Genomic DNA, 24,302 nt, shown 5'->3' with positions numbered 1-24,302 from the left:
GTAATTTAATTAATATATTGACTTTAATCTGGGAGGTGATAAATAACTAACATTTATCACCTTTACTACGTTATTGTTAAGATCATAATTCTTTATTATAAAATGCAATTAAGTCTTCAGCGATTTGATTAACATAAGGTTGCTTCCAGTACGTTTCGATATGACTAGCACCATTGATTTTCACTAGCTGCTTATTTTTAGTTCCTGTTGCTTTTGCAAATGCTTGTTCACTCATATATAACGTATCTGCTTTAGAGCCAGCAATCATTAATAGCGGTTGTTGAATAAGGTCAATGTGGTCAGTTGCATCAAATGTTATTAAATCTAATAAACTACTGGTTGTGTATTTAGGGGTTGAGTTGGGGTGGTAATGGGTTTTTCCATAATACTCAAAGCCTTCCCGGTATAACCCTGCTGGCATTTTGGCGAGTTCTTCATCAGTAATACCTTTTAAATCGGTATTAGCACTGTATTGCACATTGCCTTTAAAGTCTAATGTACGAGCATCGCTAGCTTGCTGGAGACGTTGTTGAATGGTATCAATTTGGCTATTCTGTAAACCATTGCGGCGGACAAGTCCAGAATTAAACATGCTTACTGTAGCCACAACTTTTATACGTTTGTCACTTTGCGCAGCGGCCAAGGTGTATCCACCGCCACCACAAATCCCTAATGCGCCAATACGTTTTTTATCAACCCCCGGAAAGGTTTCAATAAAATCAATCATCCCGTGAATATCGTTGATGCGATTGAAAGGTTTATCAATATTACGAGGCTCACCACCACTGCCACCCTGATAGGCTGCATCAGCCGCAATCGTTATATAACCTTGCTCTGCTAAACGTTGTGCATACAAGCCTGCTACTTGCTCTTTTACTCCACCATTAGGGTGTGCTACTACAATTGCTGGATATTGCTTGGTAGGATCATAATTGGCCGGCGTATAGATATTTGCCGCAATGTCGATGCCGTTAGTTTTATAATGAACGGTATGAATATTGACTTTTCCTGCTTCGTTTTTCGTAATAGCACTATCATAGGCTAACGTAAATGGATTTTTTGAATAATCAGCGGCCATAATGTCTCCTGTAAATATGAGTGTTGCCGATAAGATAAGTGTTGATAAGATATTTTTTGAACCTGTAGATTTCACTTTAATGCTCCTATTTATAGATATGTCCATCAGCATCATAATATTGCGCTATTGTTGAAAAGGCGTTTAGTACGCCTAGTCTGGATAGTCGGCACTTAAAGTAATATCAGTCCATTTTGTTAACTCGTCACTCAATGAGACAATTTTTTCTTGAACCATCTCTAATCCTGGTTTGCCAAGCACAAGGTGCAATGGTGGGTGTGCACTGTTAACTGCATAAATAATTGCTTTTGCAGCACGTATAGGATCACCAACTTGCTGACCGCTTTGCTGATTTAAAGATTTTACACGATCGTGTACCGTTTCCTTGTAGGCTTCGATAGGATGCTTTGCTGCTTGAAGAGACCTTCCAGCCCAGTCAGTACGAAAAGGTCCTGGTAATACGGCAGTGACTTTTATCCCAAGAGATTCAACTTCTTTGGATAATGATTCTGAAAATCCAATCACAGCAAACTTTGTCGCTGCATAAAAGCCCGAGCCAGGATTACCGATCATCCCACCAATGGAGGATATATTGATGATATGCCCCGATCCTTTTTTTCTCATGCTAGGAAGTACTTTGCGAGTGAGTGCAATCAGACCAAAAAGGTTCGTTTCAAATAATTGCCGATAATCCTTTTCATCTGCTTCCTCTATGGCTGCGATATAGCCATAACCTGCATTATTAACCAATACATCAACACCGCCATGTTGGTTTACGAATTCAATAGCCCCTTCAATATCGGCAGTACAGGTAACATCCAGTGTTAGGGCATAAGCATTATCATGCCCTTCAACCAACTTATTCAAGTCTTTAGCATTTCTAGCAGTTGCAAACACTTGCTCTCCACTGGTAATCAGGTATTTGGCCAGAGCATAACCAAGTCCAGAAGAGCAACCTGTAATCAACCAATTTCGTTGTTGTTTTATCATAAGAACCTCTTAGTTATATGCTGTCTGCTTTTTAATTAAGCAACCAATTATAATTAGTTAGTTATATTTAACAATTAGCAATATAATTGATACGATATTGAGTAATTTTCAATAATCATATAATGTTAATTTTATTTCCTTTGTTAAGAGGATTCAGATTAATGTCTCGAATTGCATTGCCTGAATTAAGTGTTTTTATTACTGTTGCAGAGCAACTCAACTTTAGTGCGGCTGCACGCGAGTTAGGAGTATCTACTTCTGCGCTGAGTCATTCGATTCGTAAACTCGAAGAGCGAATGAAGACACAGCTCTTTATCCGAACAACAAGATCTGTTGCACTGACAGATGCTGGTAAACAGCTCTTCAAGCGTGCCACACCTGCTATTAACGAGTTAGAATTAGCTATTGATGAGTTAAACTCTACACACAATCGGCCCTCAGGTACTATTAGAATCAGTGCTGCAGAGGCGGGAGCAAAACTAATCATTCAAAATATGCTACCTGATTTTTTTAAAACTTACCCAGATATCCATGTTGAATTCGTTATAGATACGCGTTACGTTGATATCGTTGCAGAAGGATTTAACGCAGGTATACGCCTTTTGGATGATGTTCCACTTGATATGGTAGCGATTCCTTTTGGGCCTAAAGAAATCAAGATTGTTGCTGTTGCCTCTCCTGATTATATTACACAACATGGATACCCAGCCTCACCCGATGATCTTCGAAATCATCAATGTATTCAGTTTCGTTTTTTAAGTGGAGCGCTTTATCACTGGGATTTTGCCTATCAAGGGCGTAGTATGAGTGTAGATGTCAATGGTCCTATGACACTGGGAAATACTAATCTGATGGTAGAAGCAGCCCTTACTGGTATTGGTATCGCTTGGGTTCCAGATTACCATGTGCATGAGCATATTCGTCATGGTCGCTTAGTCCAAATTCTGCCGGAGTGGAGCCCATGTATTAGTAGAATGTGCCTCTATTATCCAACTAGCCTCCATCAACCTCCAGCACTAAAACTATTTTATAGTGCTATCCGAAAGTGGGCGAAAAACGAGATGCCTGCATAAGGCTAAATTTTCATAAAGATAAAATTCAAGCCAGATTTAACTTAGTCAATGCTTTAACTTAAGGTTTTATTAATATTCAGAGAACAAAAAGCCCGACGTTAAGTCAGGCTTTGAGTTTTATGCGTAAGCTATTTTATTTTTTCAAATCAGATAGCTATTGAGTTGCTGTTGGACCTTTAGCGCCATTCTCAGCAGTAAATTGTACTTTCTGTCCTTCATATAATGTTTTAAATCCATCACCAATGACTGCTGAGAAATGAACAAACAAATCTTTGCCACCATTGTCAGGAGTAATAAAACCAAAACCTTTACCTTCATTAAACCACTTAACTAAACCTGTTTGATTCGACATTCAAATATACCTTTTAATAAATTAAATCCAGTCACATGACTGTAATTGACAAAATTTCTTCGCTTTGCATGAACATGATTAATATAAAGAAAATAGAAGAAACAAAAAGATATTATTTGACTAAAAACTAGGTATTTAAAATGCTTGGTTAATGCTGAACTTCTGTTAGTACCATTAATGCATATATAAAACTTTATAGCAAGCTTTATTCCGTCAAACTCACATTATTGTTGTGAACAGCTTAATTCCCTCCCATTAGGGCCGCTATTGGCACAAAACTGACTCATAGGTTTTGTTTCTCTCTAACAAATCTCAAGGTTTAATTGATCTTCTCCATTAGATTTAATTAAAAAGTTATTTATATTCCGAGAATATAAATTGAGCCATATTTTTGTATATTCTCATCGGCCCATGTTATAAAGTCACTAATCATCTGTGAAAATGGTGGCTGCGATTTAGAAAACTTTTTTGCCATCTCTTGCAAATAGTCATCCGAAATAAATTTGAAATCAAATAAATCAGGTTTAAGCTCTCTTAGATTTTTGGCATGGTCAACTTTAGACTTGAGTATTAATAATGCTGATTTTATCAGTGACCACTGCTCTTTATCAATTTCGGTTTTCCCCCAATGCCCAAAATTCTGATATTTAGGCACATTGTTGTATATAATGCCTTCGATAAAGCAAAATGCACCTTCTGTCAGATATTTTGATGTCATATTCCAAACGTTATCTTTAAATGGTGGTGTAGCGAACTCAAAAACAAGCCCATACATATTCTCATCGTATGATTGCAAATTAAAATTGATCATAGACATACCATTATATTTTACTTTTACCCATGAACCTGTCTGTTATTTGTGCTTTAAATGTGACTCGTTTTATTCAAAAGAATCAGAAAAACTAAACATTATAGTGATAGTGTTTTATATTGGCTTTGATAATGATTGCGTCTATTATCTTCATAAATTCATAATTTGGTATACCTTCTGAATCATCTTGAGCTGATATTTTTAGTTTATTATCTACCCATTCATTATAGGCAGCATTATCTAAACATAGAGCTAATTCGGTATTTTGCATGAGGTTATCAACTTTATTATTAAATATGAACATCATAGATGATTTTGATGAAGATTATCAGATGAAAAAGTGAAAATGCATTTAGCTAGTAATCTAAAGTTGCTCTGGTAATGATTCGTAGCTTGTTTTATTTTTCTTTTTTTCCCCAAGGGTTAAGCCATTTATCCGTTGTTTATTCTATCTCTACAGGCGTTAAGATATTTCTCATCCACAACAGTTCCTAATGATGATTCTACCCCTTCGATAATTAAATTTCTCGTTGCTCTCGTTCAAAATCTTTGCGAATAAGGTCTTGAATGTATTCACTACCGGTACTATAAGCTCCCGATTTCACTTTTTGCTCAACATGAATTCGGAGTTCGTCAGGTAAAGAGATGCTCTATGAGTTGTTTAACGGATTTAGGGATTCGTCGTGCGAAGGCGAAGTCTTCGGTGTATTCGCTGTCTGATGGTCGTGGATGGGGGTTACGGATTGAACCAAGTGGCGCTGAGCACTGGCATTTTAGGTTTTATTGTCAAGGTAAGCAGCGGCGTATTTCATTTAGATGTTTTCCTGAGGTGGATTTGTGCTTAGCATGAGAACACCGTGAAGAGGTCGTCAGTTATTAGCAGGGGTATTGATTCGCGTTCGGTGGCGTCAGTTAAGTCTGATGATGAATCAGCGGTAACTTGTGAAACCTTTGGTGCGTTTGCTGAGCAGTGGAAGCTGCTTAAGTTGTTGAAACTAGGAACAGAGTTTAAGCAACGCCAAAATACTCGGGTGCAGATTGAACGGTATTTGCGGAAGGATTTGTTACCGAGTTTAGGTCATTTCTCATTGGATCAGATTCCGCAGCAGGAGGTGCTGGTTGTATTACGTACCCTTCTTTGTCACTTATAGATATTGAATAAACAGCTTTATTTTAATCTCTATATTAACAAAGAAAATCTATTTATCTAACGCTGAGGATGGTAGAACATCCAAAATCAACTATGATAAACTGATAAAACTTGGTATATTACAAGCAACAAAGAGAGGTTAAAGGAATACTTTATGACCTTTACGCCATTAAGCTCTCTGCTGTTAACTTTATTAGTATCTCAATAATTGATAATAACCTTCTTATTTTTTAGTTCTCAATGTCAGAATAAAGGCTGCTGATGCCGCTAATGTTATAATAATAAACCAAAAAGCATTATCATATTTACCATCACTAATATCTACCAAGTATCCCATCACAGGGGCAGCAACCACACCCGCGAGCTGCCCACCAAAGTTAACAATTCCCGAGGCTCGTCCCATGATATTAGCACTGATAGTATGCATTAGAATGCCCCAGAATATACCCATGGCAAAGAACATAAATAAGCTTGCCATACATTGGTATATCACGGTCATGGTAAGGCCATCTGCTTTAAACATAAAGTATAGGAATAATGCCGCAATCATACTGGCTGCAATATAAATCCAGTTACGAATACTCGTAAACTTATCTGAAACATACCCGCCCATTAATGTTCCAACAGCACCAAACAAATAAGGAACAGACCCCCAAACACCAATTTGTGCTAAGGTTAAGCCACGTGCATCTTTAAGATAACTAGGCAGCCAACTAGTAAACCCCCAAAACGTAATATCAAATAAGAACCAAATGACTGCTAGTTGCCATAGTTCCACACGTTTTAAAATATCAATAAAGGGTATTGTTTCTCCTGCTTGTTGGGTGCTTAGTTTAGCGGCCTGCTCTGCTTCATCTGCTTCTAGCTCTTTTATTTCTTCTTGGGTTATAACAGGGCAGTCTCTATAATTATCTCGACAGTAATAACGAATACCAAAAGCAACTGCAATGCCAGGAATGCCCAATAAAACAAATACCCAGCGCCATCCTAGTGCAGCAATAATGGCGGCCGCAACAAAAGTAGCTACTGCTGGGCCTAGTGTATTGACGGTAGATTGAATAGCTGTAGCACGGCCTCTTTCTTTCAAAGGAAAATAGGTAGAAATACACTTCCATGAAGAAGCTGGAAATGACCCTTCACCAATACCGAATAAAAAGCGCACACACAGCATTACAACAAATGCTGAAACAATGCCAATATTAAATGCAAGCCCTGTTAAAGAAGTAAAAATTGACCACCAAATAATGGCAAAAAACATCACTTTGCGTGGGCCAAATTTATCTGCTAAAAAACCACCTGGAATTTGAAAACCTGCATAACTGAGAAAGAAAGCTGAAATAATCCAACCTTGTGTCCCTTTATCTAGATGAAACTCCTCACCAATAAAAGGTAAAGAAATGCTCATTAACATACGATCTAAAAACGACATCAACCAAGCAAGCCAAATAAAAGCTAATATGGTATACCTTGCTTTCCATTGTATTTTTTGCGGTTCCAGTATTCTACTTATCATGTTGCGGCTCCTTCAACTCAGCAAATTATATAAATCCGTTAATTGCTGACTATTAGTTATAGATTATGTCACTGCTTTATCGCTCAGCTACTACGCCGAGCAACTACACCGCTATTAATCAGTTAGCCTTAATACTTTACCAGCCGTTGCTGATGTTGCTTTCCCTTGCTTCACAGCAAATTGCCCATTTACTAACACATACTCCACACCATCTGGATAGTAGCGTGGATCAACATAGGTTCCTTTATCAATAATAGTTTCAGGGTTAAAAATGGTTATATCGGCAAAATAACCTGGTTTTAATAAGCCCCTGTCTTTAACCCTAAATACTTGTGCGGGCCGAGAGGTCATTTTACGAATCGCCTCCTCAAGTGGCATCACTTTTTCCTCTCTCACATACTTACCAAGTACCCTTGGGAATGCACCAAATACACGAGGATGAGGTTTACCGCCTAATAAACCATCAGTACACACATTCATTTCAGGACGCGACATGAAAGCTTTAACATGCTCTTCTAGTCCATAGAAATCTACCATACCAACCGCATTAGCTTCTTCATAAAGTAAATCAAAGGTTGCTTTTAATGGCTCTTTACCTCTTAACTCGCCAAGCTCAACAAGGTTTTTCCCCACTGCATCTTGGTTTTTCTCGGTTTTTACGGAGGTTACAAAAATACCATCTAACCCAGCAAACTGCACAAAATTATCCCATCCTTGAATACCGTTTTTAATATCTTGTTGCATGCGTTTACGATCTTCAGGATTAGCTAACCGCTCCAACAACTTATCAGTACCACCATCATGTGCCCATGGGGGTAGAATCACACCAAGCATAGTACTACCAGCCACATAAGGGTATTGATCTAAAGAAACGGTAATCCCCGCCTTACTTGCTTCATCTAATAAATTTAAAACAGGCTCAAACTTGTCTGCATTATTTTTACCGCAAATTTTAAAATGGGAGAAATGAACTTTACAGCCCGAATTACGACCGATTTCAATTACCTCTTCCATTGACTCCACAATAGTATCCGCCTCACTACGTTGGTGGATAACTAGCGGGGTATCAAATTCAGCAGCCACTTTGCAAAGCTCTACCATTTCATGGGTATCACCATATGCACAAGGCATATAAATCAACCCTGTAGAAAAACCAAAACCACCCGCTTTAAGCTCACGGCGCAAAATTTGCCTCATATTGTCTAGCTCTTCTGGCGTTGCCAATCGGCCATCCAAGCCCATTGCCTCCATCCGCACATTGCCGTGGGGAATTAAATAGGCAAGATTAGTTCCCGAACCATTTTTTTCTAATAAAGATAAATAGCCTGCTGTATCTTTATACTTCCAGTTTAAATCCTCTTTATCACCATCTAGTCCAGCTAAGTTTTTGCGCCAAGGACTAATAAATTTTTCTGGCAATGGTGCCATCGATATACCGTCTTGGCCTAAAAACTCAGTAGTAATACCTTGCATTACTTTGGCATATAAAGGAGGCTCTTTAAACACTTCTAAATCTGAATGACTGTGGGTATCAATGAATCCAGGACATACGACCGAACCTTTGGCATCAATGACAATATCAGCGGAGGTATCCTTTACCTCACCTACGGCTACAATGCGTTCATTTTCAATTAGCACTGATCCTGCAAAAGCTTTACTGCCACTTCCATCAACAATTTGTGCATTTTTTATAAGTGTTTTTGTCATAATAACCTCGGTTTAGTCAAATTAAACTTCTTGGATCAATTACTTAAAAATGCTTTACATATTCCTATATAGCCTTCAGTCGCTTTGATTAGCTGCACCTCTTCAATATACTCATCAATCACATGGGCTAATGTCTCAAGGCTTGGTCCAAAACCAATTGTATTAATATGAGCCTCTCCCGCATAATGGCTGCCATTGGTACAAAATGGATAGTAAGCCAACGTAGCATCAATCCCTTCTTGCCTAATAGCAGATAATGCTTTCTGAACAAAGGGTTCATCCTCTTTAGCACACCAACCAGGAAAGAAACGATCAGCGGCAATCTCAGCACCGGTATAACAACGCTCGGCTCCCTGGGCATAACTAACGGCTGCTTTAAATTGAGGATGTTTTTTCTCAAGCATTGCGATAGCTTCTTGATATGGCTTTAAAACACTCTCAGGTGTTTCACCTACCAATAATCGTCTATCATAAGTAGCTCGGCAATGACTTGGCACAACAGAAGCACCAGGATAAGGTGTTGAAATAATATCGGTTAATACAGAAACACCCTCTCCCAATACATCGTCTTTAGGAGGCGCAATATCATCTAACGCACGGATCAATTCACACATTAAATGGACAGCATTAACACCTTTATGTGGATTAGCTGAGTGGGCAGGGACACCGAAAGTTTCTACAATAACCTCTGCTCTGCCACGTTGTCCTATTTTTAAATTAAGCTCCGATGCTTCACCAATCACCACTAAATCGGGCTTTATTGCTTTACTAATAGCACGGGCAGCAATCCCCTCGAAACATTCTTCGTGCACAACCCCAGAAACATACAGCTTACCAGCAAACTGTCGATTACTCGCATCAGCAAAAAATGCTGCTGCACAGGCCATAGCAGCTACAGCGCCTTTCATGTCACTGGAACCACGCCCATAAATCTTTCCATCCACCCTTTCTGCACCAAAGGGTGCATGAGTCCATTTTGATGAATCAACGGGAACCGTATCAATATGACCATCTAATAGCACGGTAGGCCCTGGATAATTTCCCTTTATACAACCTAACACACTGCCGTAACTATCAACAACAATCTCATCAAAGTTATGCGCGTGCATAAACTGAGTAAAGGCTTTGGCCGCTAGTGACTCTTCGCCAGAATAACTTTGTGCTTGAATAAGCGTTTGGCACAAAGCGATCACTTGTTCTTGTTGGGGTTTAGTTAATGCCATCACATACCCTCTTGCTAAGTTAAAGTTGTTGCCTGCCAAGCCAAACAACATCCTCATAGATATCAGGTGAGGTATTGCCCTCGGTACTTACCAATAAAACATGAGCTGTTTGGTCTAACTTCAATTGCTCTTTTAACCCTTGGTACTTTGGCTCTTTCATAATATGATAGAGTAACCCTGTACCTATTGCCCCAGATTCACCCGAAACAATTGCAGAATCCCCTCTTAGAGGCGCCGCCAGAATGCGCATACCGTCAGCGGCGAAATAATCAGGTGTTGAAATAAAACAATCTGTATTATCACGAATAATAGGCCAACTAATTGTATTAGGCTCACCACAAGCAAGGCCTGCCATTAAGGTCTGCATGGCGCCTGTTACATTATGGGGGTTACCATCATCAGCAAGAGCAGACTTATACAAACAATCTGCTTGATTAGGTTCCATAATAACGATGGTAGGTGATTTTTCTTTCATTTTTTCTACAATATAACCCAATGCGGCACCAGCAAAAGAACCAACGCCTGCTTGTAAAAAAACATGAGTGGGCAGAGGCGCCTTTGCTTGCTCAAGCTGTAACATAGCCTCTACCGCTAAGGTCATATAGCCTTGCATAATCCATGTGGGAATATCCTCATAACCATCCCAAGCAGTATCTTGCACCATCACCCAATTTTTTTCTTGCGCATTCTTATAAGCTAACCGAACCGAGTCATCATAATTAAGCTCTGTAATAGTACATTCTGCACCATGGTTACGAATATTTTGTGCACGAACAAGAGAAGAACCTTTAGGCATAAACACCACTGCCTTCTGCCCTAACTGCTCAGCGGCCCAAGCAACACCTCGCCCATGATTGCCATCGGTAGCTGTCACAAAAGTAATATCACCTAATTGAGCTTTAACTTCAGGTGAAGCCAGCTCCGCAAAGCTCAGGGTATTAATTTCACGGTTTAATTTATTTGCTAGATATTGTCCGATTGCGTAAGCACCACCTAATACCTTAAATGCATTAAGCTTAAAACGTTTAGACTCGTCTTTAACATGCAGTGAACCAATACCCAAGTATTTGCTTAAATTAGGTAAACTCACTAAAGGTGTTATTGCATAGGCAGGAAACTTACTGTGAAACCCCTTTACCACTTTGGCAGCTTGATCATTTAACAAAGACAAATCAGTGCCTTTTCCATACGGCTTTTTACGTGGATTGAATTTAAACACTGCTGTTTCATTGGTCATTTTACAGACTCCTTGCAATTTTATAGGTTTAAGGGCGCTCTACAAATGCAATAGCTTCTATTTCAACCAACGCACCTTTGGGTAATTTAGCTACAGCAAAACATGAGCGAGCAGGCGCACCTTCCGTGCCAAAAAACTCAGTATAAACTTCATTAAAAGCAGCAAAATCATCCATATCAACAAGAAAACAAGTTGTCTTTAATACACTTTTTAAAGAACTACCACCTTTTTCTAAAACAACCTTTAGATTGGTTAGCGATTCCCGTGTTTGCTCTTTCACACAGCTACTTGGAAAATTCATTGTTTCGGGGATTAATGGTAACTGACCGGAAGTAAAAACTAAGTCTTTAAAGCAAACAGCTTGAGAATACGGTCCAATAGCCTTGGGGGCATCAGATGAGGAAACAATTTTTTTCATATATATTCTTCCTATATAGCAAAAGGTTATTTAATAACAACTAATAACATAAACTCGCATAACTAAAACTACACAGTTTTCTTTTTTAGCGGTAAACTCTTGCTCACAACCTAAAATTTGCTTACAGCTATATTATTAATAGCCTTATCATAATATGGCGCTTTATGATGGTTGTTCGAAGTTTTAATCTTAAATGAAACAAACTTCTAAATTGTTAGAATATATTGAAATGTTATTGCATATACCTAGCGTATTAGTTTAGAGAGAGAAGCAAATATGGAATTAGATAGCTACGATAAGAAAATACTAAAGCTACTACAGCAAAATAATAAAATATCTCAACGTACCTTAGCTGAAAACGTTAACCTCTCTGCATCTGCTGTCAACAGACGAATTGCTTCTTTAGAGGAACATGGCATTATTAAAGAAAATGTTAGTATCATTAATCCTACCAAAGTAGGACGCCCCATCACTATTATTGTAGAAGTAAAAATAGAGAATGAACGCCTTGATTTGCTTGAAAACGACAAAAAACGCTTCGTAAACTGCCCACAAGTACAGCAAGTATATTATGTGACAGGAGATTTTGACTTTCTATTAGTACTTAACGTATGTGATATGGAAGAATATGAACAATTAACACGAGAACTCTTTTTTAAAGCAGATAATATCAAAGGTTTTAAAACTATTGTTGTAATGCAAAATGCCAAACAAAATCTGCATGTTATTGTCGACTAAAACTAAGCCCAGTAAAACGCTGGGCTTGTGAGTTTCAAGTTATTTATTATACGTACTTAAGGACGATTTGCTCGCTTTAAAATAACACTCAATAAAATATTTGCTCCCGCCTCTAAATCATCAGGCTCTGTAAACTCTTTAACATTATGACTTAACCCATCTTTACAAGGTACAAAAATCATAGCTGTTGGACACATTTCCTTAAGAATCTGAGCATCGTGCCCTGCACCACTTGGCATTCTTTTCGAGTTTAAACCAGCTGCCTCGGCCTCTTGCTCTACCAAATCAACTATTTCCTTATGGAAATACACAGGATCAAAACGTGCTAATTTACGCCGAGAAATTTTAACCCCCTCTTCCTTAGCTGTATTCTCAGCATAATCAAACAACAGAGTTTCCGCTTGCTTTAAGACATCATTATCGGTGTTACGTAAATCAACAGTCATCACCACATGATTAGGCACCACATTAATCAAATTAGGCTTACATGAAATATAGCCTACTGTTGCCACTTGGCTACCCCCTATTTTATGGGCCACCTCACGAGCGAATACATTAATCTTAGCAGCAACTAAGCCTGCATCATGACGCATACTCATAGGTGTTGTTCCAGCATGGTTAGACACGCCTTCAATAGTAAACTCTGTCCACGAAATACCCTGTACGCTTTCAACAACACCAATTTTAATGCCTTCCTTATCTAATACAGGCCCCTGTTCAATATGGGCCTCTAAAAAGGTATCAACTTCAAAGCATCCAACTGGAGCATTTCCTTTATAACCTATCTTATCTAACTCTTCGCCTACGGTGAAACCATCAACATCTTTAATAGCCAAAGCTTCTTCTAATGACAAGCCTCCTTGAAAAACTAAGCTACCAAACATATCAGGGGCAAAACGTGCCCCTTCTTCATCAGTAAAGAAAGCAACAGCTACAGGACGCTTAGGCGTAATTCCTGAATCTTTTAAAGTAGAAATAACCTCTAAACCTGCCATAACACCAAAACAACCGTCATATAAACCACCAGTAGCAACCGTATCTATATGAGATCCCATCATCACTGGTGGTACATCCTCTTGCCCTTTATAAATACCTATAACATTACCAATCTGATCAATACGAATAGTTAAACCTAACGCTTGCATTTGAGAGACAACCCAATCACGTGCCTGTTTATCAGCTGCTGATAGTGCTAACCGACAAACACCACCACCCTCTAAAGCGCCAAATGTTCCTAATGTATTTAAAAAACCCATTAACCTTTGCTTATTAACGCGTAAACTTTGTGTCATAGAATATCCCTCAGATGCTGTCAATTCAACTTAAAACAACCGATATCATCATTGCTACTACTTTATTACTACTGATTTGAGTATTTAAATGGTATAGATAATAAATCAAGTAATCGTAAAGTTTGTTGTTAACTCTTACAGTAATATGCAACATAACACCATAATCACCATACTCCATAAAGCTTTTGTTGCATCAAGCCAAAGTAATATGTGCTCCCTTACATCAAACCACATACTTTTACGAATAAAATCTATAGTATCTTTTGATAATTAAATCGATGCTTTATCTATAAGCGAAAGAGATTTTTTATTAGCAAATATTTTTCCATTAACGTGCTTTATGCCAAACTCTCCTAAGTGTTTAGTATGCATAGTTAGATAGTTTTGTGCATTTTACTCTTGTATCAAAGAGGTAAATGCTTCCAGCCTTATTTTTTCAGAATTTCAGTCCATATTTATCAGCGAAAATTCAGGAATGCTTTTTATCCCTTATTTTATTTCAACACTAGACTCTCTTAACCAGCGTTATAACATTCCCGATGAAGTCTGAATTGTTAGTCCCTTTAATACGTGAGTTTGGTTCACGTAGCTCTTTGGACTTATGGAGTAATAACTACTCACAAAGCAACTTTACTCATCAATCAGATAATTATAAGGTAGCCACTATTACGGTGCAACGTGTTGGTAATATTTTCACGTGCTGAGGGCAACCTCACGTTTACTTGCCGTTATTAGTTAACCAAAAAGATGGCTATTAGCCCGATGGTGAGCTGATAGAAAATGATTAACCATCAGGAAAATGCAAGAACTGCTCCCAACTCAATAACAAATTTTTAAGGTCTTTTCTGATAAATAAACCATACATAAGCAAGCTGAGGATAGTGCTTATGTGTGGGCATTATGGCGCCTCTATGGCTGTTATGAATTTATAAATCAGGTCTTTCTTCGTAGTGAGGATTTTCAATGAGTGAGGGATTTATGAACGATAAAAACTTGGTTTATTTAAAAAAGCTATCTGGTGATTGATCTGTCACTGGCTACTGTATCATTTTCAAATTTAGGGCAGGCACAGATACAAACCGAAATCATTAAAGATGGTAACAATGTTAGTAGTGCTGTGATTGATGATTATATGAAGCATTAATTAACGACCTCCTATAGCTTTTGATTAAATCTAAAAAACAATTGAAATATCTTCCACAGATTACAAAAAAAGTTTTACTATTTATAAGTTAATGTAAATGTTGCTGAACTATTAGCGATACCAGGCGTTACTGTTTGCTCCGATTGATAATAACGAGCTTGTAATGGGATAATAAAAGTTCCCTGTGTTACTGCGGTGCCAACTTGAATGGGAACTCCTAACGTAAAAGAGGCTAGGTATCGTTTTCTAGACGCTTGCTACTTATACATACCGCCTGTTCAATTTAAAAATGAATAAGCAAAATATTTAAATAAAACAGTCTGCTAAAATAAGGATAGTCCACTATCTAAATCAGATTTTATAAGCTGTTATTTATTTTTACTAATGTTTCTTCATTGAGGATAGCTCGAATACTTTTAAACAATGGATGCCTATCTGTATATTTTTCACCATAAGTAAGATTAAACTCATAATCAAAATCATCAGGATTAATTCCTTGATTATGCTGTAAAATAGTCTCTAGTTTATCTAAAGCCTTTACAGCAATAGCTTCTTTAGTTTGGCCAATTTCATATTCTTCCCATAGTGCAAGTAAAGAACTTCTCAACGGTTCATCAAGTGTCTTTGTAAGAAATAATAAGTCGTTACGTTCTTGAGTGTCTTTATCAGGATGATTTTGCTTTTCTGTTGCAGGAATATCACCATGAATTGTCTCACCTAAATCATGAACAAGACACATTTTTAAGACTTTCGAAAAATCTAAATACTTTAATTCATCTTCAAATACAAGAGCTATTAAAGCCAATCTCCATGTGTGCTCAGCAGTACTTTCATTTCTACCTTTAGAAGTATATGAACAACGAATTATATTTTTTAAATTTTCAGCTTCTCTCAAGAAGATTAAACGACCTTTAATAATGTCACTATTCATTAGGGCTTCCAATTAGTATATAAAATTTAGACCTTTATGTTCGGAAAAGAGCAAGTTCAAATCATTGTCAAAGATAATTTATTTATTGTAGCAAATATAGATCACAAATCTAAAAATCAGTTACAAAATCGTAATTTTTATTGAAAAATTAATTGTTTTTAGTATGGGGAGACCTAAGATTATCAGACACTTTTAAGATTAAAAAATATTTGACAATGTTAGTTAAATGAATCATTTAAGAACATGATCATATCTTAACCCCCAGAAGAACTCCAAAAGCCATATAAACTCATCAAACAAGAATAAGACCATTACAATAACGACACAAATAAACGAGGTGTAAAACTTCATCTCGACCCTTACACCCAATGCGCTATTTGGTTATGTTTACTCTGCCGAATTGTTTAACTGTTGATGGCACCGATGAATCTAAGACACAAATGAACAACTAATTGACGTTAATGATATAGAGTTTAAAATACTATGTCTTTTAGAAACTGCGATTAAATAAAGCGAAGAACAATTAACTTCTTTTAGTATATTCATTAATTCCATTTTTTAATCGTAATAAGCCTTCTTGAACTCTTAAATAAGAAGTTGCTACATTCATTCTTAAAAAAGTTTTACTGTTCTCTCCATAGTCTTCCCCAGAAGATAAATAGAGTCCTGTTTTTTCACGAATAAATGCGCTCAGTTGCCGTGTGGAGTCTGTAATAGCCGAGCAGTCCAACCACAGTAGATACGTAGCATCTGAAACGACCACCGTAATTTTTGGAATATTGGCTTTAATATAAGTTGCCACTAAATCTTTATTTTTTTGAATATAATGATTAAGTTCAGTTAGCCAGCTTTCGCCTTGGGTGAAGGCAGCAATAGTTGCTTCTATAGCGAAACTATTAGGCTCTGCAATCTCATCAGTATTAAGCCCACGGTTTACTTTATGGCGTAAAACGGGGTTGGGTATTAGCACGCTGGCCGTTTGTAACCCTGCTAAATTAAAGGTTTTTGTCGGTGCAATGCAAGTAATACTGTTTTGAGCACATGCTTCTGAAACACTGGCGAAGGGTGTGTAATGGTAATCTGGATGAGTTAAATCACAATGGATTTCATCGGAGATGATGAGCACATGATACTTTGCGCACAGCTCGCCAATTTTTTGCAGTGTATTTTTACTCCATAGTTTTCCTATTGGGTTATGTGGATTGCATAGTAGCATAAGAGTTGTTTGTGGATCGGCTAGCTTCTGCTCTAGATCTGCAAAATCGATTTGGTACTCACCCTGTTGATAAAGCAATTTATTTTCTATTAAGTGTCTTCCATTATTGGCGATACAGTTGTAAAAAATATTATAAACAGGGGGTTGGATTAATACATTTTCGCCTACCCTGGTTAGTTTGCGAATAATGGATGAAAGTGCAGGCACCACACCTGATGAATAAACAATCCACTCTTTGTCGATGAAAAATTGGTGGCGTTTACTCCACCAATTGCAGACTGCGTTAAAGTATTCATCGGGTATGATGGTATAACCGAATATACCTTTTTTTGCTTTATTAACTATTGCATTAATGATCTCTGGCGCTGTTTCAAAATCCATGTCAGCTACCCACATGGGTAACTCATTATTTTTTACCTGCCACTTTAAGGAGTAGCTATTTTGTCGATCAGTTAATTTATCAAAATCAAATGGCATATTGGGCTTCTCTTAAGGTAATAATTGTTGTTTCACTTGGCTCAATTTGTGGGTCATCAAAAATTATTTCACCAATTCCTTCTGCCTTAATAACACCGCTGTATGGGTTTTTTACGCTATCAATGGTGGTTGATACATCAATATCGATATTTTGACAGTATTCAAATGCTAACGTGGTATTGAGTAATCGGCAATTAATAAGGGTTAAACCATCTACATAGCAGAAACCTTGCAAACTTTCTATTGTGCAGTTAATGAACGTTAGATTACGGGAGTTCCAGCCAATATATTCGCCTGAGATAAAGGTATCTTTCACCGTCACATTTTCACAATTCCAAAAAGCATCTTTAGACAATAATTTTGCATTTGTTATTTCAATATTTTTACAGCCATCAAAAGAATAATTACCCACCAGTCTAAAGTTATCTGCCGTAATGTTATTTGAGTTCATTGCAAAATAGTCGCCGTTAACACTGACATCTTTCATGACGATGCTTTCGCACATCCATAATGTTTCACTGGCATTTGGCATATCCACACTATCAAGTTTTATATTTTTAGAACGGCGCAATGCTTTTGGTGCTTTAATGGTGGTGTTACTGATATCGATTCCGTCGGTATACCATAGGCCAGCTCTTGCACCATCTTCTAAATAGCTATTTTGAATATGCACTTTATTTGAATACCAAAAGGGGTATTTCCATTTAAAAATACTATCCGTCACCTTAATATTAGAAGATTCTTTTAGAGGAGACTCGCCATGATCAAAAATACTGTCTGTGATTTGTCTATTACAGGCTTTAAATAACGCCCGTTCACCCGTTAAAATTTGTTGTTTAAGTGTATTCATTTGAATTTACCTTATATAAAATATAGTTATTGCGCTCAAGTTATTCCATTAGTTCAATGGTTACGTCAAATTTATTGCCTTGGCGGGATAACTCTTCAAAACCTGACTCGAATTTACCCATATAAATGAGCCCATTAGAATACGGAAAACTTTTATAAAATATGGCAAGGTTTCCCCATGGGCCATAACACGTAATATCACCAGCAGAAGCAGCATGACCAGCGGGTGCATCTTGTTTTGAGAGTTTGTTAGGGAAGTAAGTTATTTTTTCAGTTCTGGAGTAGTCTTCAAAAGGCAGTGTAATAGGTAATTGTGCCAACATGCTACGCGTGGTTGGGTTATCATTTAGTACAGCAATCGCTTGTTTACCATTAAAGGTAAAACGTACACGAACTTCACTATTGTTCATAATAGATGACTCTTTAGTGGTAGTTGAGTGATTGGTAGAAGAGTTTTTATTGCTTGTAGTAACCTGACTGTAAACATTACTATTGCAGCCAATTGACAACATAAGAATGAGTGAAAACATTAAGCTATTGTTCATGGTAAATCTCCTAAGCGATTCTCTGTACTGATACTTTTTTTGATGAAATAAATGAGATAATCTAAACGGTCTATTTTCTTTTGATTACCGTGTAGCTCAGTCATTAAATTGCAACGATGGCAAGCAAGTAAGCGTAGTTGCTCGTCTGTGTAGTCTTTAGCTTTTAAGGTAAGGTAGCTTTTAATTAATACCTCATCGCACCCCGCATCTTTTAAGTTTTGAATAATTGCAAACTCTTCACTCATACGACTCACCGTTAATAATTAATTTTTTATAGTGTAAGAAAATGGGAAATCCATGTAAAATACTTATATTTAATGATTAGCTATACCCTAAAAGCATTGTTTTGTTTTTAATGGGTGAGGATTCATCAATGGATATAAAAGTTCTACGTTATTTTTTAGCGCTGGCTAGAGAGCAAAGTGTTACCGCTGCGGCTGAGTATTTACACCTGACACAACCGACACTATCAAGGCAACTGAGTGAGTTAGAGGATAGGTTAGGCACTACTTTGTTTATCCGTGGCAGTAGAAAAATCATCCTGACGGACGACGGTATGCGCTTACGTAAACGAGCGGAAGAAATATTGGAGTTGGTACAAAAAACCGAATCAGAATTTCAAGCCCCTGCTGAAACAGTCGGTGGTGATATTTATATAGGGGGTGGCGAAACCTACCTAATGAACTTGATTGTAGAGGTTATAAAAAGCTTACAACAAGACTATCCACAAATTTGCATCCATATTTTTAGTGGTGATGGTGACGAAGTAACCGAGCGAATTGATAGAGGATTAATAGACTTCGGCGTTTTAATCGAACCTATTAATTTAAGTCAATATGAAACGCTACTGCTCCCCGAACAGGAGACGTGGGGGGTATTAATGAGAAAAGATAGCCCATTAGCAAATAAAAAAACCATTCAACCTAAGGATCTTTGGAACCTACCGCTTATCGTCGCTAAACAAAAACAAGTTGATAATAATATCACTCAGTGGATTAAACGTGATTATAAAAAACTCAACATTGTTGCTTCTTATAATTTAATCTTTAATGCTTCTGTCATGGTTGAAAGCGGTATGGGATATGCTCTAGGTCTTGATAAATTAATTAATACAACAGGCAATAGTTTATTGTGCTTTAGACCTTTTGAACCCGATTTAAAAGTGAATGTGCATTTTGTATGGAAAAGGTACCAATTATTTTCAAAAGCAGCTGAGCTTTTTTTACAGCGAATGAAAGCGACTTTTGGTCAGTGATACGAACAAACTATAAGCTATGCAGAATGACTCGATCATTGGATAAAAAGATATATGCCACTAATAAACACCAAATAAAAACATGCTTTTTAAGCATAAATAATCATTAAATATAAGTATTTTACATACCTAAATCTCTTCCTTAAACTAATCATCAGATCGAAGTTAACAGCTTACTAAACAATTCGTTTATTAAGGTACTTCGTTGATAACCTCTTTAAGGAGAATGATTATGCAATACACTTATCTTGGTCGTACGGGTCTTAAAGTGAGTCGCCTGTGCCTTGGTACAATGAATTTTGGTTATGTTACTGATGAACCCATAGCTTTTAGTATCATGGATCAAGCTGTTGAATCCGGTATTAACTTTTTTGATACGGCGGATGTTTACGGTGGCCCACAAACCCCTGATATGGAAAAAGGCTTCGGCATTTCTGAAGAAATTATCGGAGACTGGCTTACAAAAAGTGGTAAGCGTGACGATATTGTACTAGCCACTAAATGCTATCAACCAATGGGGTTAGGTCCTAATGACCGCCATCTCTCTGCTTACCATATTCGCAAAGCCTGTGAAGACAGCTTGCGTCGGTTAAAGACCGACCATATCGATCTTTATCAGATGCACCATATTGATAGAAATACCCCATGGGAAGAAATATGGCAAGCGATGGAACTTCTAGTTCAACAAGGTAAGGTATTGTATATTGGCAGCAGTAATTTTGCTGGTTGGGATATTGCTACTGCTCAGGCTGCTGCACAGCGCCGTAACTTTCTAGGACTTGTAGCGGAACAAAGCCTCTATAATCTTACTGTTAGGGCATTAGAATTAGAAGTCATCCCTGCATGCAGACACTACGGTTTAGGACTACTTCCTTGGAGCCCACTAGCAGGTGGTTTATTAGGTGGCGTATTAAAAGATAAGTCGGATGGTCGTCGTGCATCACCCTCTATGCAACAAGTTATTGAACGTTATCGTCCACAGTTAGAAAAATACGAAGCCTTATGTGAAAAAATAGGCGAAACTCCTGCTGATGTGGCATTAGCGTGGTTATTACATAATCCAGTTGTAACCGCACCAATTATTGGGCCACGTACTTTAGAACAACTGACACAGGTACGTCCTGTAATTAATATTAAATTGTCTGATGAAACGCTTAACAGGCTTGATAAAATATTTCCAGGGCCTGGTGGAGAAGCACCACAAGCCTATTCATGGTAATTAAAATTCTTCATGACACGCTCTTTGGATGCATCCCCATCCAAAGGCGGTTACACCAAAAATATGTAACTTTTCCTTTATCCAGCTTGGAGAAAGTATGCCTGTTATTACGTTAGAAATTACACCATTAACAATGAAACAGAAAAAAGAGCTTGTTGAGCAAATAAGCGATATTGCAGCACGCATAACTGATATTCCAAAGTCTGGATTTTATGTATATATCAAAGAAAACAGCACAGAAAATATCGGAGTAGGTGGCAAGTTGGTTAATGAGCTGGCTCCGCATAACGCACTGAAAATTTTAGAAATACAGAGGGAAAAATGATACGAAAACAGATGTCGAAGATAGCTATTCTGATATTTTTAGCGATCGTTAGTTTTGGGGTACTCGCTAAAGGATTACATTACAATGAAAAATCACAAAGTTTAATGCCAATCCCCGCTTCTGAACAAACTATCCCCACGGTTACTGCGGAGCTTTGGCTCAAAACTTCAGAAAAAAATAATGTGCTGGAGGGTATCATTTTTGATAATGAAGGTAATCTACTTTTTTGTGATGTGACCAATCAGCGTGTTATGCAGGTCTCCAAAGATAAACAGCTAACAACCTTGGCAACACTGGATAACTTTTCTCCTGGTGGCTTAGCATTACACAAAGATGGTCGATTATTTATTGCTGCTCTAAATTTAGAGCAGGGCTTAGGAACCATTGTTGCAGTCAATCTCAAAAGCCAAGAAATAAAAACTGTTATTCCTGCACAAGCAGGCTATTTACCTAATGATCTCGTCTTTGATAAACAAGGCGGTTTTTATTTTACTGATTTCAAAGGATCGTCAACCCAACCTAGCGGTGGGGTTTATTATATTTCTGCTGATTTAAAGACTATCACACCCGTGCTACCTAATCTTGCCATGGCCAATGGTCTCGCGCTTAGTCAAGATGGTAAAACACTATGGGCTACTGAGTTCGCTCGTAACCTTTTGCACCGTATTGAGCTTATTAACCCGACAGAAATAGCGGCAATCGGCTCAGCAATACCCTATCGTTTTATTGGCTCTGCACCAGACTCCATGCGAATTGATGCTGATGGGAATGTTTATGTTGCTATTTACGGGCAAGGGCGCGTAATGATATTTAATCGCCAAGGTATTCCCATAGGGCAAATACTACTTCCTGACAGAGATAAAGGACAAAATTTACGCTCCACCAGTTTAGCTATTCATCCAAAAACAAATGATCTCTATATTGTTACCAGTGATGAAGCTAATGTACAAGGTGCCAATATTTTCCATGCCAAGGTGTTTACTCATGGTTTACCACCAAACTAAACATTTTTCTGCAAGGTTTTAAATTTTAGAAATAATTTATTATTAAATGATAACTCTCACAATGTAAGGATAATCAAATGGAAAATTTTACTTTCTATAACCCCACTAAAATTGAATTTGGTACTAATAAAGAACAACTAATAGGACAACATTTAGCACAGTTTGGTGTTAAAAAAGTGCTACTCTGCTATGGAAGTGAACGGATTAAACAAGATGGGCTTTTCACAACGATTACCAGTCAGCTAAATGAACATGGTATTGAGTTTATTGAGTTTGGAGGCATTGTTAGTAACCCTGTCCTTTCAAAGGTACGTGAGGCCATAAAATTAATTAAAGCTACTCCTGTTGAGGCTATTTTAAGCGTAGGTGGCGGTTCCGTATTAGATAGCGCTAAAGCAATTGCAGCGGGAGCAAAGCATGAAGGTGATGTATGGGATTTGTTTATTGGTAAAGCTCAAATTAAATCAGCACTACCTATCTTTGCTATGATGACTTTAGCTGCAACGGGGAGTGAAATGAACACCACAGCGGTGGTGACCAATCAAGAAACCAAAGAGAAGCTCTTTATTGCTGATGAATCACTTTTTCCAAAAGTTTCGATTGTTAATCCTGAGCTCATGCAGAGTGTCCCAAAGGACTACCTCGTGTACTCAGCAGCCGATATTATTGCGCATTCGATTGAAGGCTATTTTACAGCAACTGATCAACCTCATTTACAATCCCGAATTGTGGAAGCCATAATCAATACGGTTATTGAGACAACAGAAGTTCTTTTATCTGACTCAACTAACTACAATGCACGTGCTGAGTTTGCTTGGGCTTCTACGTTAGCTCTAAATGGGTTAACGACTGCGGGCACTGCTGGTTTTAATTTTCCTAACCATATGATTGAACATTCCTTATCTGCACTTTTTAATGTACCCCACGGCGCAGGACTTTCCATCATCATTCCTGCGTGGATGAAATGGCATCACTCGCATAATACAGATCAATTTAAACGTTTTGCTAAGCAAGTCTTTGCGGTTAAAACAGCAGAAGAAGGGATTGTTGCACTAGAAAATTGGTTTAATAAAATTGGAACCCCAACAAGATTATCGCAACTCAATATCACACAAAAAGATTTACCTTTAATCACTGACAATGTTTTAAATAACGCCAAAATCTTTGGTATCTATCACATTTATACAAAAGAGGTTGTGAATACTATCCTACAAGATGCCCTATAATTTACTTCAGAAATAGTGGGTTAATTTATTATTTCACTAATATCTTTTCTAGCTAGAGGGCTGCATTCACAGCCCTCTAAATTTATACATCATTAACTTCCATTCCGAGGCGACTAATTGAACTTTCTCACTTTTAAACTTTGTACTGTTTGCTTTGTTTACCACTAAGCTGACTTATAGATTTAATTACTTTTTCAATTTTAAGTATGGTGATAATGTAAAAACTGTCGTTTAGATAAATTGCTTTGTTCTTTAATAAATTTATACCTTGCTATTTCTGACCTATAAAGTACTGTGCGGCCTTTTTTAGGATTTCGATCTACTTTTAACATAACTTAAGTTTTTTTTCATAACCTTATTTTAGTGCTCTAGCTCTTGATTATCAGAGTTCTTGTTTAAAGAGGTCGTATTTAGTACTCATTGGAGACTCCTTTGGTTAAAATATCTGCATTAAATTGAGAGCACATCCAAACGAGAATTACTGAGCCAACGCTGTACAACAGGGGGGGATGAATTACTTCAGATCAGATAA

25 protein-coding genes and 1 pseudogene are annotated in these 24,302 nt (G+C 37.5%); 9 read left to right on the top strand and 17 right to left on the bottom strand.

Annotation, left to right across the window (positions count from 1 at the left end; genetic code table 11):
- Nucleotides 1–82: 82 nt before the first annotated feature.
- The gene (locus DM558_RS03485; protein WP_177412516.1) at nucleotides 83–1,078 is read right to left on the bottom strand and encodes an alpha/beta hydrolase; all 996 of its coding nucleotides are present in this window, start codon (nucleotides 1,076–1,078) and stop codon (nucleotides 83–85) included.
- 150 nt (nucleotides 1,079–1,228) lie between these two features.
- The gene (locus DM558_RS03480) at nucleotides 1,229–2,065 is read right to left on the bottom strand and encodes an oxidoreductase (RefSeq protein ID WP_127162068.1); all 837 of its coding nucleotides are present in this window, start codon (nucleotides 2,063–2,065) and stop codon (nucleotides 1,229–1,231) included.
- Between the two features lie 161 nt (nucleotides 2,066–2,226).
- Here DM558_RS03480 and DM558_RS03475 point away from each other — a divergent pair, with 161 nt between their 5' ends.
- On the top strand, nucleotides 2,227–3,138 hold the full coding sequence (locus DM558_RS03475; protein ID WP_127162067.1) for a LysR family transcriptional regulator: 912 nt from the start codon (nucleotides 2,227–2,229) through the stop codon (nucleotides 3,136–3,138).
- 154 nt (nucleotides 3,139–3,292) lie between these two features.
- Here the strand turns inward: DM558_RS03475 and DM558_RS03470 are convergent, their stop codons facing one another.
- From DM558_RS03470 to DM558_RS03460, 3 genes are all read right to left on the bottom strand, one after another.
- The gene (locus DM558_RS03470) at nucleotides 3,293–3,490 is read right to left on the bottom strand and encodes a cold-shock protein (RefSeq protein ID WP_127162066.1); all 198 of its coding nucleotides are present in this window, start codon (nucleotides 3,488–3,490) and stop codon (nucleotides 3,293–3,295) included.
- Between the two features lie 358 nt (nucleotides 3,491–3,848).
- The gene (locus tag DM558_RS03465; protein WP_127162065.1) at nucleotides 3,849–4,301 is read right to left on the bottom strand and encodes a hypothetical protein; all 453 of its coding nucleotides are present in this window, start codon (nucleotides 4,299–4,301) and stop codon (nucleotides 3,849–3,851) included.
- A 91-nt stretch (nucleotides 4,302–4,392) separates the two neighbouring features.
- On the bottom strand, nucleotides 4,393–4,572 hold the full coding sequence (locus DM558_RS03460; protein ID WP_127162064.1) for a hypothetical protein: 180 nt from the start codon (nucleotides 4,570–4,572) through the stop codon (nucleotides 4,393–4,395).
- Between the two features lie 381 nt (nucleotides 4,573–4,953).
- Here DM558_RS03460 and DM558_RS03455 point away from each other — a divergent pair, with 381 nt between their 5' ends.
- Nucleotides 4,954–5,151, top strand: coding sequence for an Arm DNA-binding domain-containing protein (locus DM558_RS03455; protein ID WP_127162063.1), 198 nt, complete (start codon nucleotides 4,954–4,956; stop codon nucleotides 5,149–5,151).
- Nucleotides 5,152–5,674: 523 nt separating this feature from the next.
- Here the strand turns inward: DM558_RS03455 and DM558_RS03450 are convergent.
- From DM558_RS03450 to DM558_RS03430, 5 genes are all read right to left on the bottom strand, one after another.
- Nucleotides 5,675–6,964 (bottom strand): MFS transporter, encoded by a 1,290-nt coding sequence (locus DM558_RS03450; RefSeq protein WP_127162062.1) that lies wholly within the window; start codon nucleotides 6,962–6,964, stop codon nucleotides 5,675–5,677.
- A gap of 114 nt (nucleotides 6,965–7,078) precedes the next feature.
- Complete coding sequence (locus DM558_RS03445; protein WP_127162061.1) at nucleotides 7,079–8,671, bottom strand: N-acyl-D-amino-acid deacylase family protein; 1,593 nt, start codon at nucleotides 8,669–8,671, stop codon at nucleotides 7,079–7,081.
- A gap of 35 nt (nucleotides 8,672–8,706) precedes the next feature.
- Nucleotides 8,707–9,894: a YgeY family selenium metabolism-linked hydrolase gene (locus tag DM558_RS03440; protein ID WP_127162060.1), complete on the bottom strand. Its 1,188-nt coding sequence runs from the start codon at nucleotides 9,892–9,894 to the stop codon at nucleotides 8,707–8,709.
- Nucleotides 9,895–9,913: 19 nt separating this feature from the next.
- A complete protein-coding gene (gene dpaL / locus DM558_RS03435; protein WP_127162059.1) occupies nucleotides 9,914–11,131 on the bottom strand; it encodes a diaminopropionate ammonia-lyase in 1,218 nt (405 codons plus the stop codon).
- A 28-nt stretch (nucleotides 11,132–11,159) separates the two neighbouring features.
- Nucleotides 11,160–11,549 (bottom strand): RidA family protein, encoded by a 390-nt coding sequence (locus DM558_RS03430; protein ID WP_127162058.1) that lies wholly within the window; start codon nucleotides 11,547–11,549, stop codon nucleotides 11,160–11,162.
- 276 nt (nucleotides 11,550–11,825) lie between these two features.
- Between DM558_RS03430 and DM558_RS03425 the strand changes: the two genes are divergently transcribed.
- Nucleotides 11,826–12,287: an Lrp/AsnC family transcriptional regulator gene (locus tag DM558_RS03425; RefSeq protein ID WP_127162057.1), complete on the top strand. Its 462-nt coding sequence runs from the start codon at nucleotides 11,826–11,828 to the stop codon at nucleotides 12,285–12,287.
- A gap of 56 nt (nucleotides 12,288–12,343) precedes the next feature.
- On the opposite strand, the gene DM558_RS03420 is transcribed toward DM558_RS03425, so the two are convergent.
- On the bottom strand, nucleotides 12,344–13,579 hold the full coding sequence (locus tag DM558_RS03420; protein ID WP_127162056.1) for a Zn-dependent hydrolase: 1,236 nt from the start codon (nucleotides 13,577–13,579) through the stop codon (nucleotides 12,344–12,346).
- A gap of 270 nt (nucleotides 13,580–13,849) precedes the next feature.
- A pseudogene (locus DM558_RS15990) lies at nucleotides 13,850–13,957 on the bottom strand (hypothetical protein); the annotation flags it as partial.
- Nucleotides 13,958–14,118: 161 nt separating this feature from the next.
- Here DM558_RS15990 and DM558_RS15580 point away from each other — a divergent pair.
- Nucleotides 14,119–14,283, top strand: coding sequence for a hypothetical protein (locus DM558_RS15580; RefSeq protein ID WP_164731232.1), 165 nt, complete (start codon nucleotides 14,119–14,121; stop codon nucleotides 14,281–14,283).
- A 798-nt stretch (nucleotides 14,284–15,081) separates the two neighbouring features.
- Here the strand turns inward: DM558_RS15580 and DM558_RS03405 are convergent.
- The 5 genes from DM558_RS03405 to DM558_RS03385 all read right to left on the bottom strand — a co-directional run bounded on the left by DM558_RS03405 (nucleotide 15,082) and on the right by DM558_RS03385 (nucleotide 18,986).
- Entirely contained in the window at nucleotides 15,082–15,654 is a 573-nt protein-coding gene (locus DM558_RS03405) for an HD domain-containing protein (protein ID WP_127162055.1), read from the bottom strand.
- A 523-nt stretch (nucleotides 15,655–16,177) separates the two neighbouring features.
- Complete coding sequence (locus DM558_RS03400; RefSeq protein WP_127162054.1) at nucleotides 16,178–17,347, bottom strand: MalY/PatB family protein; 1,170 nt, start codon at nucleotides 17,345–17,347, stop codon at nucleotides 16,178–16,180.
- On the bottom strand, nucleotides 17,337–18,197 hold the full coding sequence (locus DM558_RS03395; RefSeq protein ID WP_127162053.1) for a DUF3737 family protein: 861 nt from the start codon (nucleotides 18,195–18,197) through the stop codon (nucleotides 17,337–17,339). The genes DM558_RS03400 and DM558_RS03395 overlap by 11 nt, the downstream gene beginning before the upstream one ends.
- 40 nt (nucleotides 18,198–18,237) lie before the next feature.
- Nucleotides 18,238–18,741, bottom strand: coding sequence for a cyclophilin-like fold protein (locus DM558_RS03390; RefSeq protein ID WP_228411800.1), 504 nt, complete (start codon nucleotides 18,739–18,741; stop codon nucleotides 18,238–18,240).
- Nucleotides 18,738–18,986 (bottom strand): hypothetical protein, encoded by a 249-nt coding sequence (locus DM558_RS03385; protein ID WP_127162052.1) that lies wholly within the window; start codon nucleotides 18,984–18,986, stop codon nucleotides 18,738–18,740. Before DM558_RS03385 ends, DM558_RS03390 begins: the two co-directional genes overlap by 4 nt.
- 128 nt (nucleotides 18,987–19,114) lie before the next feature.
- On the opposite strand from DM558_RS03385, the gene DM558_RS03380 reads away from it, so the two are divergent.
- The 5 genes from DM558_RS03380 to DM558_RS03360 all read left to right on the top strand — a co-directional run bounded on the left by DM558_RS03380 (nucleotide 19,115) and on the right by DM558_RS03360 (nucleotide 23,770).
- Nucleotides 19,115–19,996, top strand: coding sequence for a LysR family transcriptional regulator (locus DM558_RS03380; protein WP_127162051.1), 882 nt, complete (start codon nucleotides 19,115–19,117; stop codon nucleotides 19,994–19,996).
- Between the two features lie 232 nt (nucleotides 19,997–20,228).
- A complete protein-coding gene (locus tag DM558_RS03375) occupies nucleotides 20,229–21,215 on the top strand; it encodes an aldo/keto reductase (protein WP_127162050.1) in 987 nt (328 codons plus the stop codon).
- 97 nt (nucleotides 21,216–21,312) lie between these two features.
- Nucleotides 21,313–21,540 (top strand): 4-oxalocrotonate tautomerase DmpI, encoded by a 228-nt coding sequence (gene dmpI, locus DM558_RS03370; protein ID WP_127162049.1) that lies wholly within the window; start codon nucleotides 21,313–21,315, stop codon nucleotides 21,538–21,540.
- Nucleotides 21,537–22,544, top strand: coding sequence for an SMP-30/gluconolactonase/LRE family protein (locus tag DM558_RS03365; protein ID WP_228411799.1), 1,008 nt, complete (start codon nucleotides 21,537–21,539; stop codon nucleotides 22,542–22,544). Before dmpI ends, DM558_RS03365 begins: the two co-directional genes overlap by 4 nt.
- Before the next feature lie 77 nt (nucleotides 22,545–22,621).
- Nucleotides 22,622–23,770 (top strand): iron-containing alcohol dehydrogenase, encoded by a 1,149-nt coding sequence (locus tag DM558_RS03360; RefSeq protein WP_127162048.1) that lies wholly within the window; start codon nucleotides 22,622–22,624, stop codon nucleotides 23,768–23,770.
- The last annotated feature ends 532 nt before the right edge of the window (nucleotides 23,771–24,302 follow it).

This window comes from Entomomonas moraniae, from assembly GCF_003991975.1.
GTDB classification, from domain to species: domain Bacteria; phylum Pseudomonadota; class Gammaproteobacteria; order Pseudomonadales; family Pseudomonadaceae; genus Entomomonas; species Entomomonas moraniae.
Note: the sequence above shows the minus strand (reverse complement) of the source record. Positions and strands in the feature narration are given on the sequence as shown.

Excerpts from the sequence above, each read along its gene's own strand:
- DM558_RS15580 (WP_164731232.1), top strand. The coding sequence starts at position 14,119 with ATGAAGTCTGAATTGTTAGTCCCTTTAATACGTGAGTTTGGTTCACGT.
- dpaL (WP_127162059.1), bottom strand. The coding sequence starts at position 11,131 with ATGACCAATGAAACAGCAGTGTTTAAATTCAATCCACGTAAAAAGCCG.
- DM558_RS03465 (WP_127162065.1), bottom strand. The coding sequence starts at position 4,301 with ATGATCAATTTTAATTTGCAATCATACGATGAGAATATGTATGGGCTT.
- DM558_RS03375 (WP_127162050.1), top strand. The coding sequence starts at position 20,229 with ATGCAATACACTTATCTTGGTCGTACGGGTCTTAAAGTGAGTCGCCTG.
- DM558_RS03420 (WP_127162056.1), bottom strand. The coding sequence starts at position 13,579 with ATGACACAAAGTTTACGCGTTAATAAGCAAAGGTTAATGGGTTTTTTA.
- DM558_RS03395 (WP_127162053.1), bottom strand. The coding sequence starts at position 18,197 with ATGAATACACTTAAACAACAAATTTTAACGGGTGAACGGGCGTTATTT.
- DM558_RS03360 (WP_127162048.1), top strand. The coding sequence starts at position 22,622 with ATGGAAAATTTTACTTTCTATAACCCCACTAAAATTGAATTTGGTACT.
- DM558_RS03400 (WP_127162054.1), bottom strand. The coding sequence starts at position 17,347 with ATGCCATTTGATTTTGATAAATTAACTGATCGACAAAATAGCTACTCC.
- DM558_RS03480 (WP_127162068.1), bottom strand. The coding sequence starts at position 2,065 with ATGATAAAACAACAACGAAATTGGTTGATTACAGGTTGCTCTTCTGGA.
- DM558_RS03365 (WP_228411799.1), top strand. The coding sequence starts at position 21,537 with ATGATACGAAAACAGATGTCGAAGATAGCTATTCTGATATTTTTAGCG.
- DM558_RS03460 (WP_127162064.1), bottom strand. The coding sequence starts at position 4,572 with ATGCAAAATACCGAATTAGCTCTATGTTTAGATAATGCTGCCTATAAT.
- DM558_RS03445 (WP_127162061.1), bottom strand. The coding sequence starts at position 8,671 with ATGACAAAAACACTTATAAAAAATGCACAAATTGTTGATGGAAGTGGC.
- dmpI (WP_127162049.1), top strand. The coding sequence starts at position 21,313 with ATGCCTGTTATTACGTTAGAAATTACACCATTAACAATGAAACAGAAA.
- DM558_RS03440 (WP_127162060.1), bottom strand. The coding sequence starts at position 9,894 with ATGGCATTAACTAAACCCCAACAAGAACAAGTGATCGCTTTGTGCCAA.
- DM558_RS03405 (WP_127162055.1), bottom strand. The coding sequence starts at position 15,654 with ATGAATAGTGACATTATTAAAGGTCGTTTAATCTTCTTGAGAGAAGCT.
- DM558_RS03455 (WP_127162063.1), top strand. The coding sequence starts at position 4,954 with ATGAGTTGTTTAACGGATTTAGGGATTCGTCGTGCGAAGGCGAAGTCT.
- DM558_RS03385 (WP_127162052.1), bottom strand. The coding sequence starts at position 18,986 with ATGAGTGAAGAGTTTGCAATTATTCAAAACTTAAAAGATGCGGGGTGC.
- DM558_RS03430 (WP_127162058.1), bottom strand. The coding sequence starts at position 11,549 with ATGAAAAAAATTGTTTCCTCATCTGATGCCCCCAAGGCTATTGGACCG.
- DM558_RS03470 (WP_127162066.1), bottom strand. The coding sequence starts at position 3,490 with ATGTCGAATCAAACAGGTTTAGTTAAGTGGTTTAATGAAGGTAAAGGT.
- DM558_RS03390 (WP_228411800.1), bottom strand. The coding sequence starts at position 18,741 with ATGAACAATAGCTTAATGTTTTCACTCATTCTTATGTTGTCAATTGGC.
- DM558_RS03450 (WP_127162062.1), bottom strand. The coding sequence starts at position 6,964 with ATGATAAGTAGAATACTGGAACCGCAAAAAATACAATGGAAAGCAAGG.
- DM558_RS03485 (WP_177412516.1), bottom strand. The coding sequence starts at position 1,078 with ATGGCCGCTGATTATTCAAAAAATCCATTTACGTTAGCCTATGATAGT.
- DM558_RS03475 (WP_127162067.1), top strand. The coding sequence starts at position 2,227 with ATGTCTCGAATTGCATTGCCTGAATTAAGTGTTTTTATTACTGTTGCA.
- DM558_RS03380 (WP_127162051.1), top strand. The coding sequence starts at position 19,115 with ATGGATATAAAAGTTCTACGTTATTTTTTAGCGCTGGCTAGAGAGCAA.
- DM558_RS03425 (WP_127162057.1), top strand. The coding sequence starts at position 11,826 with ATGGAATTAGATAGCTACGATAAGAAAATACTAAAGCTACTACAGCAA.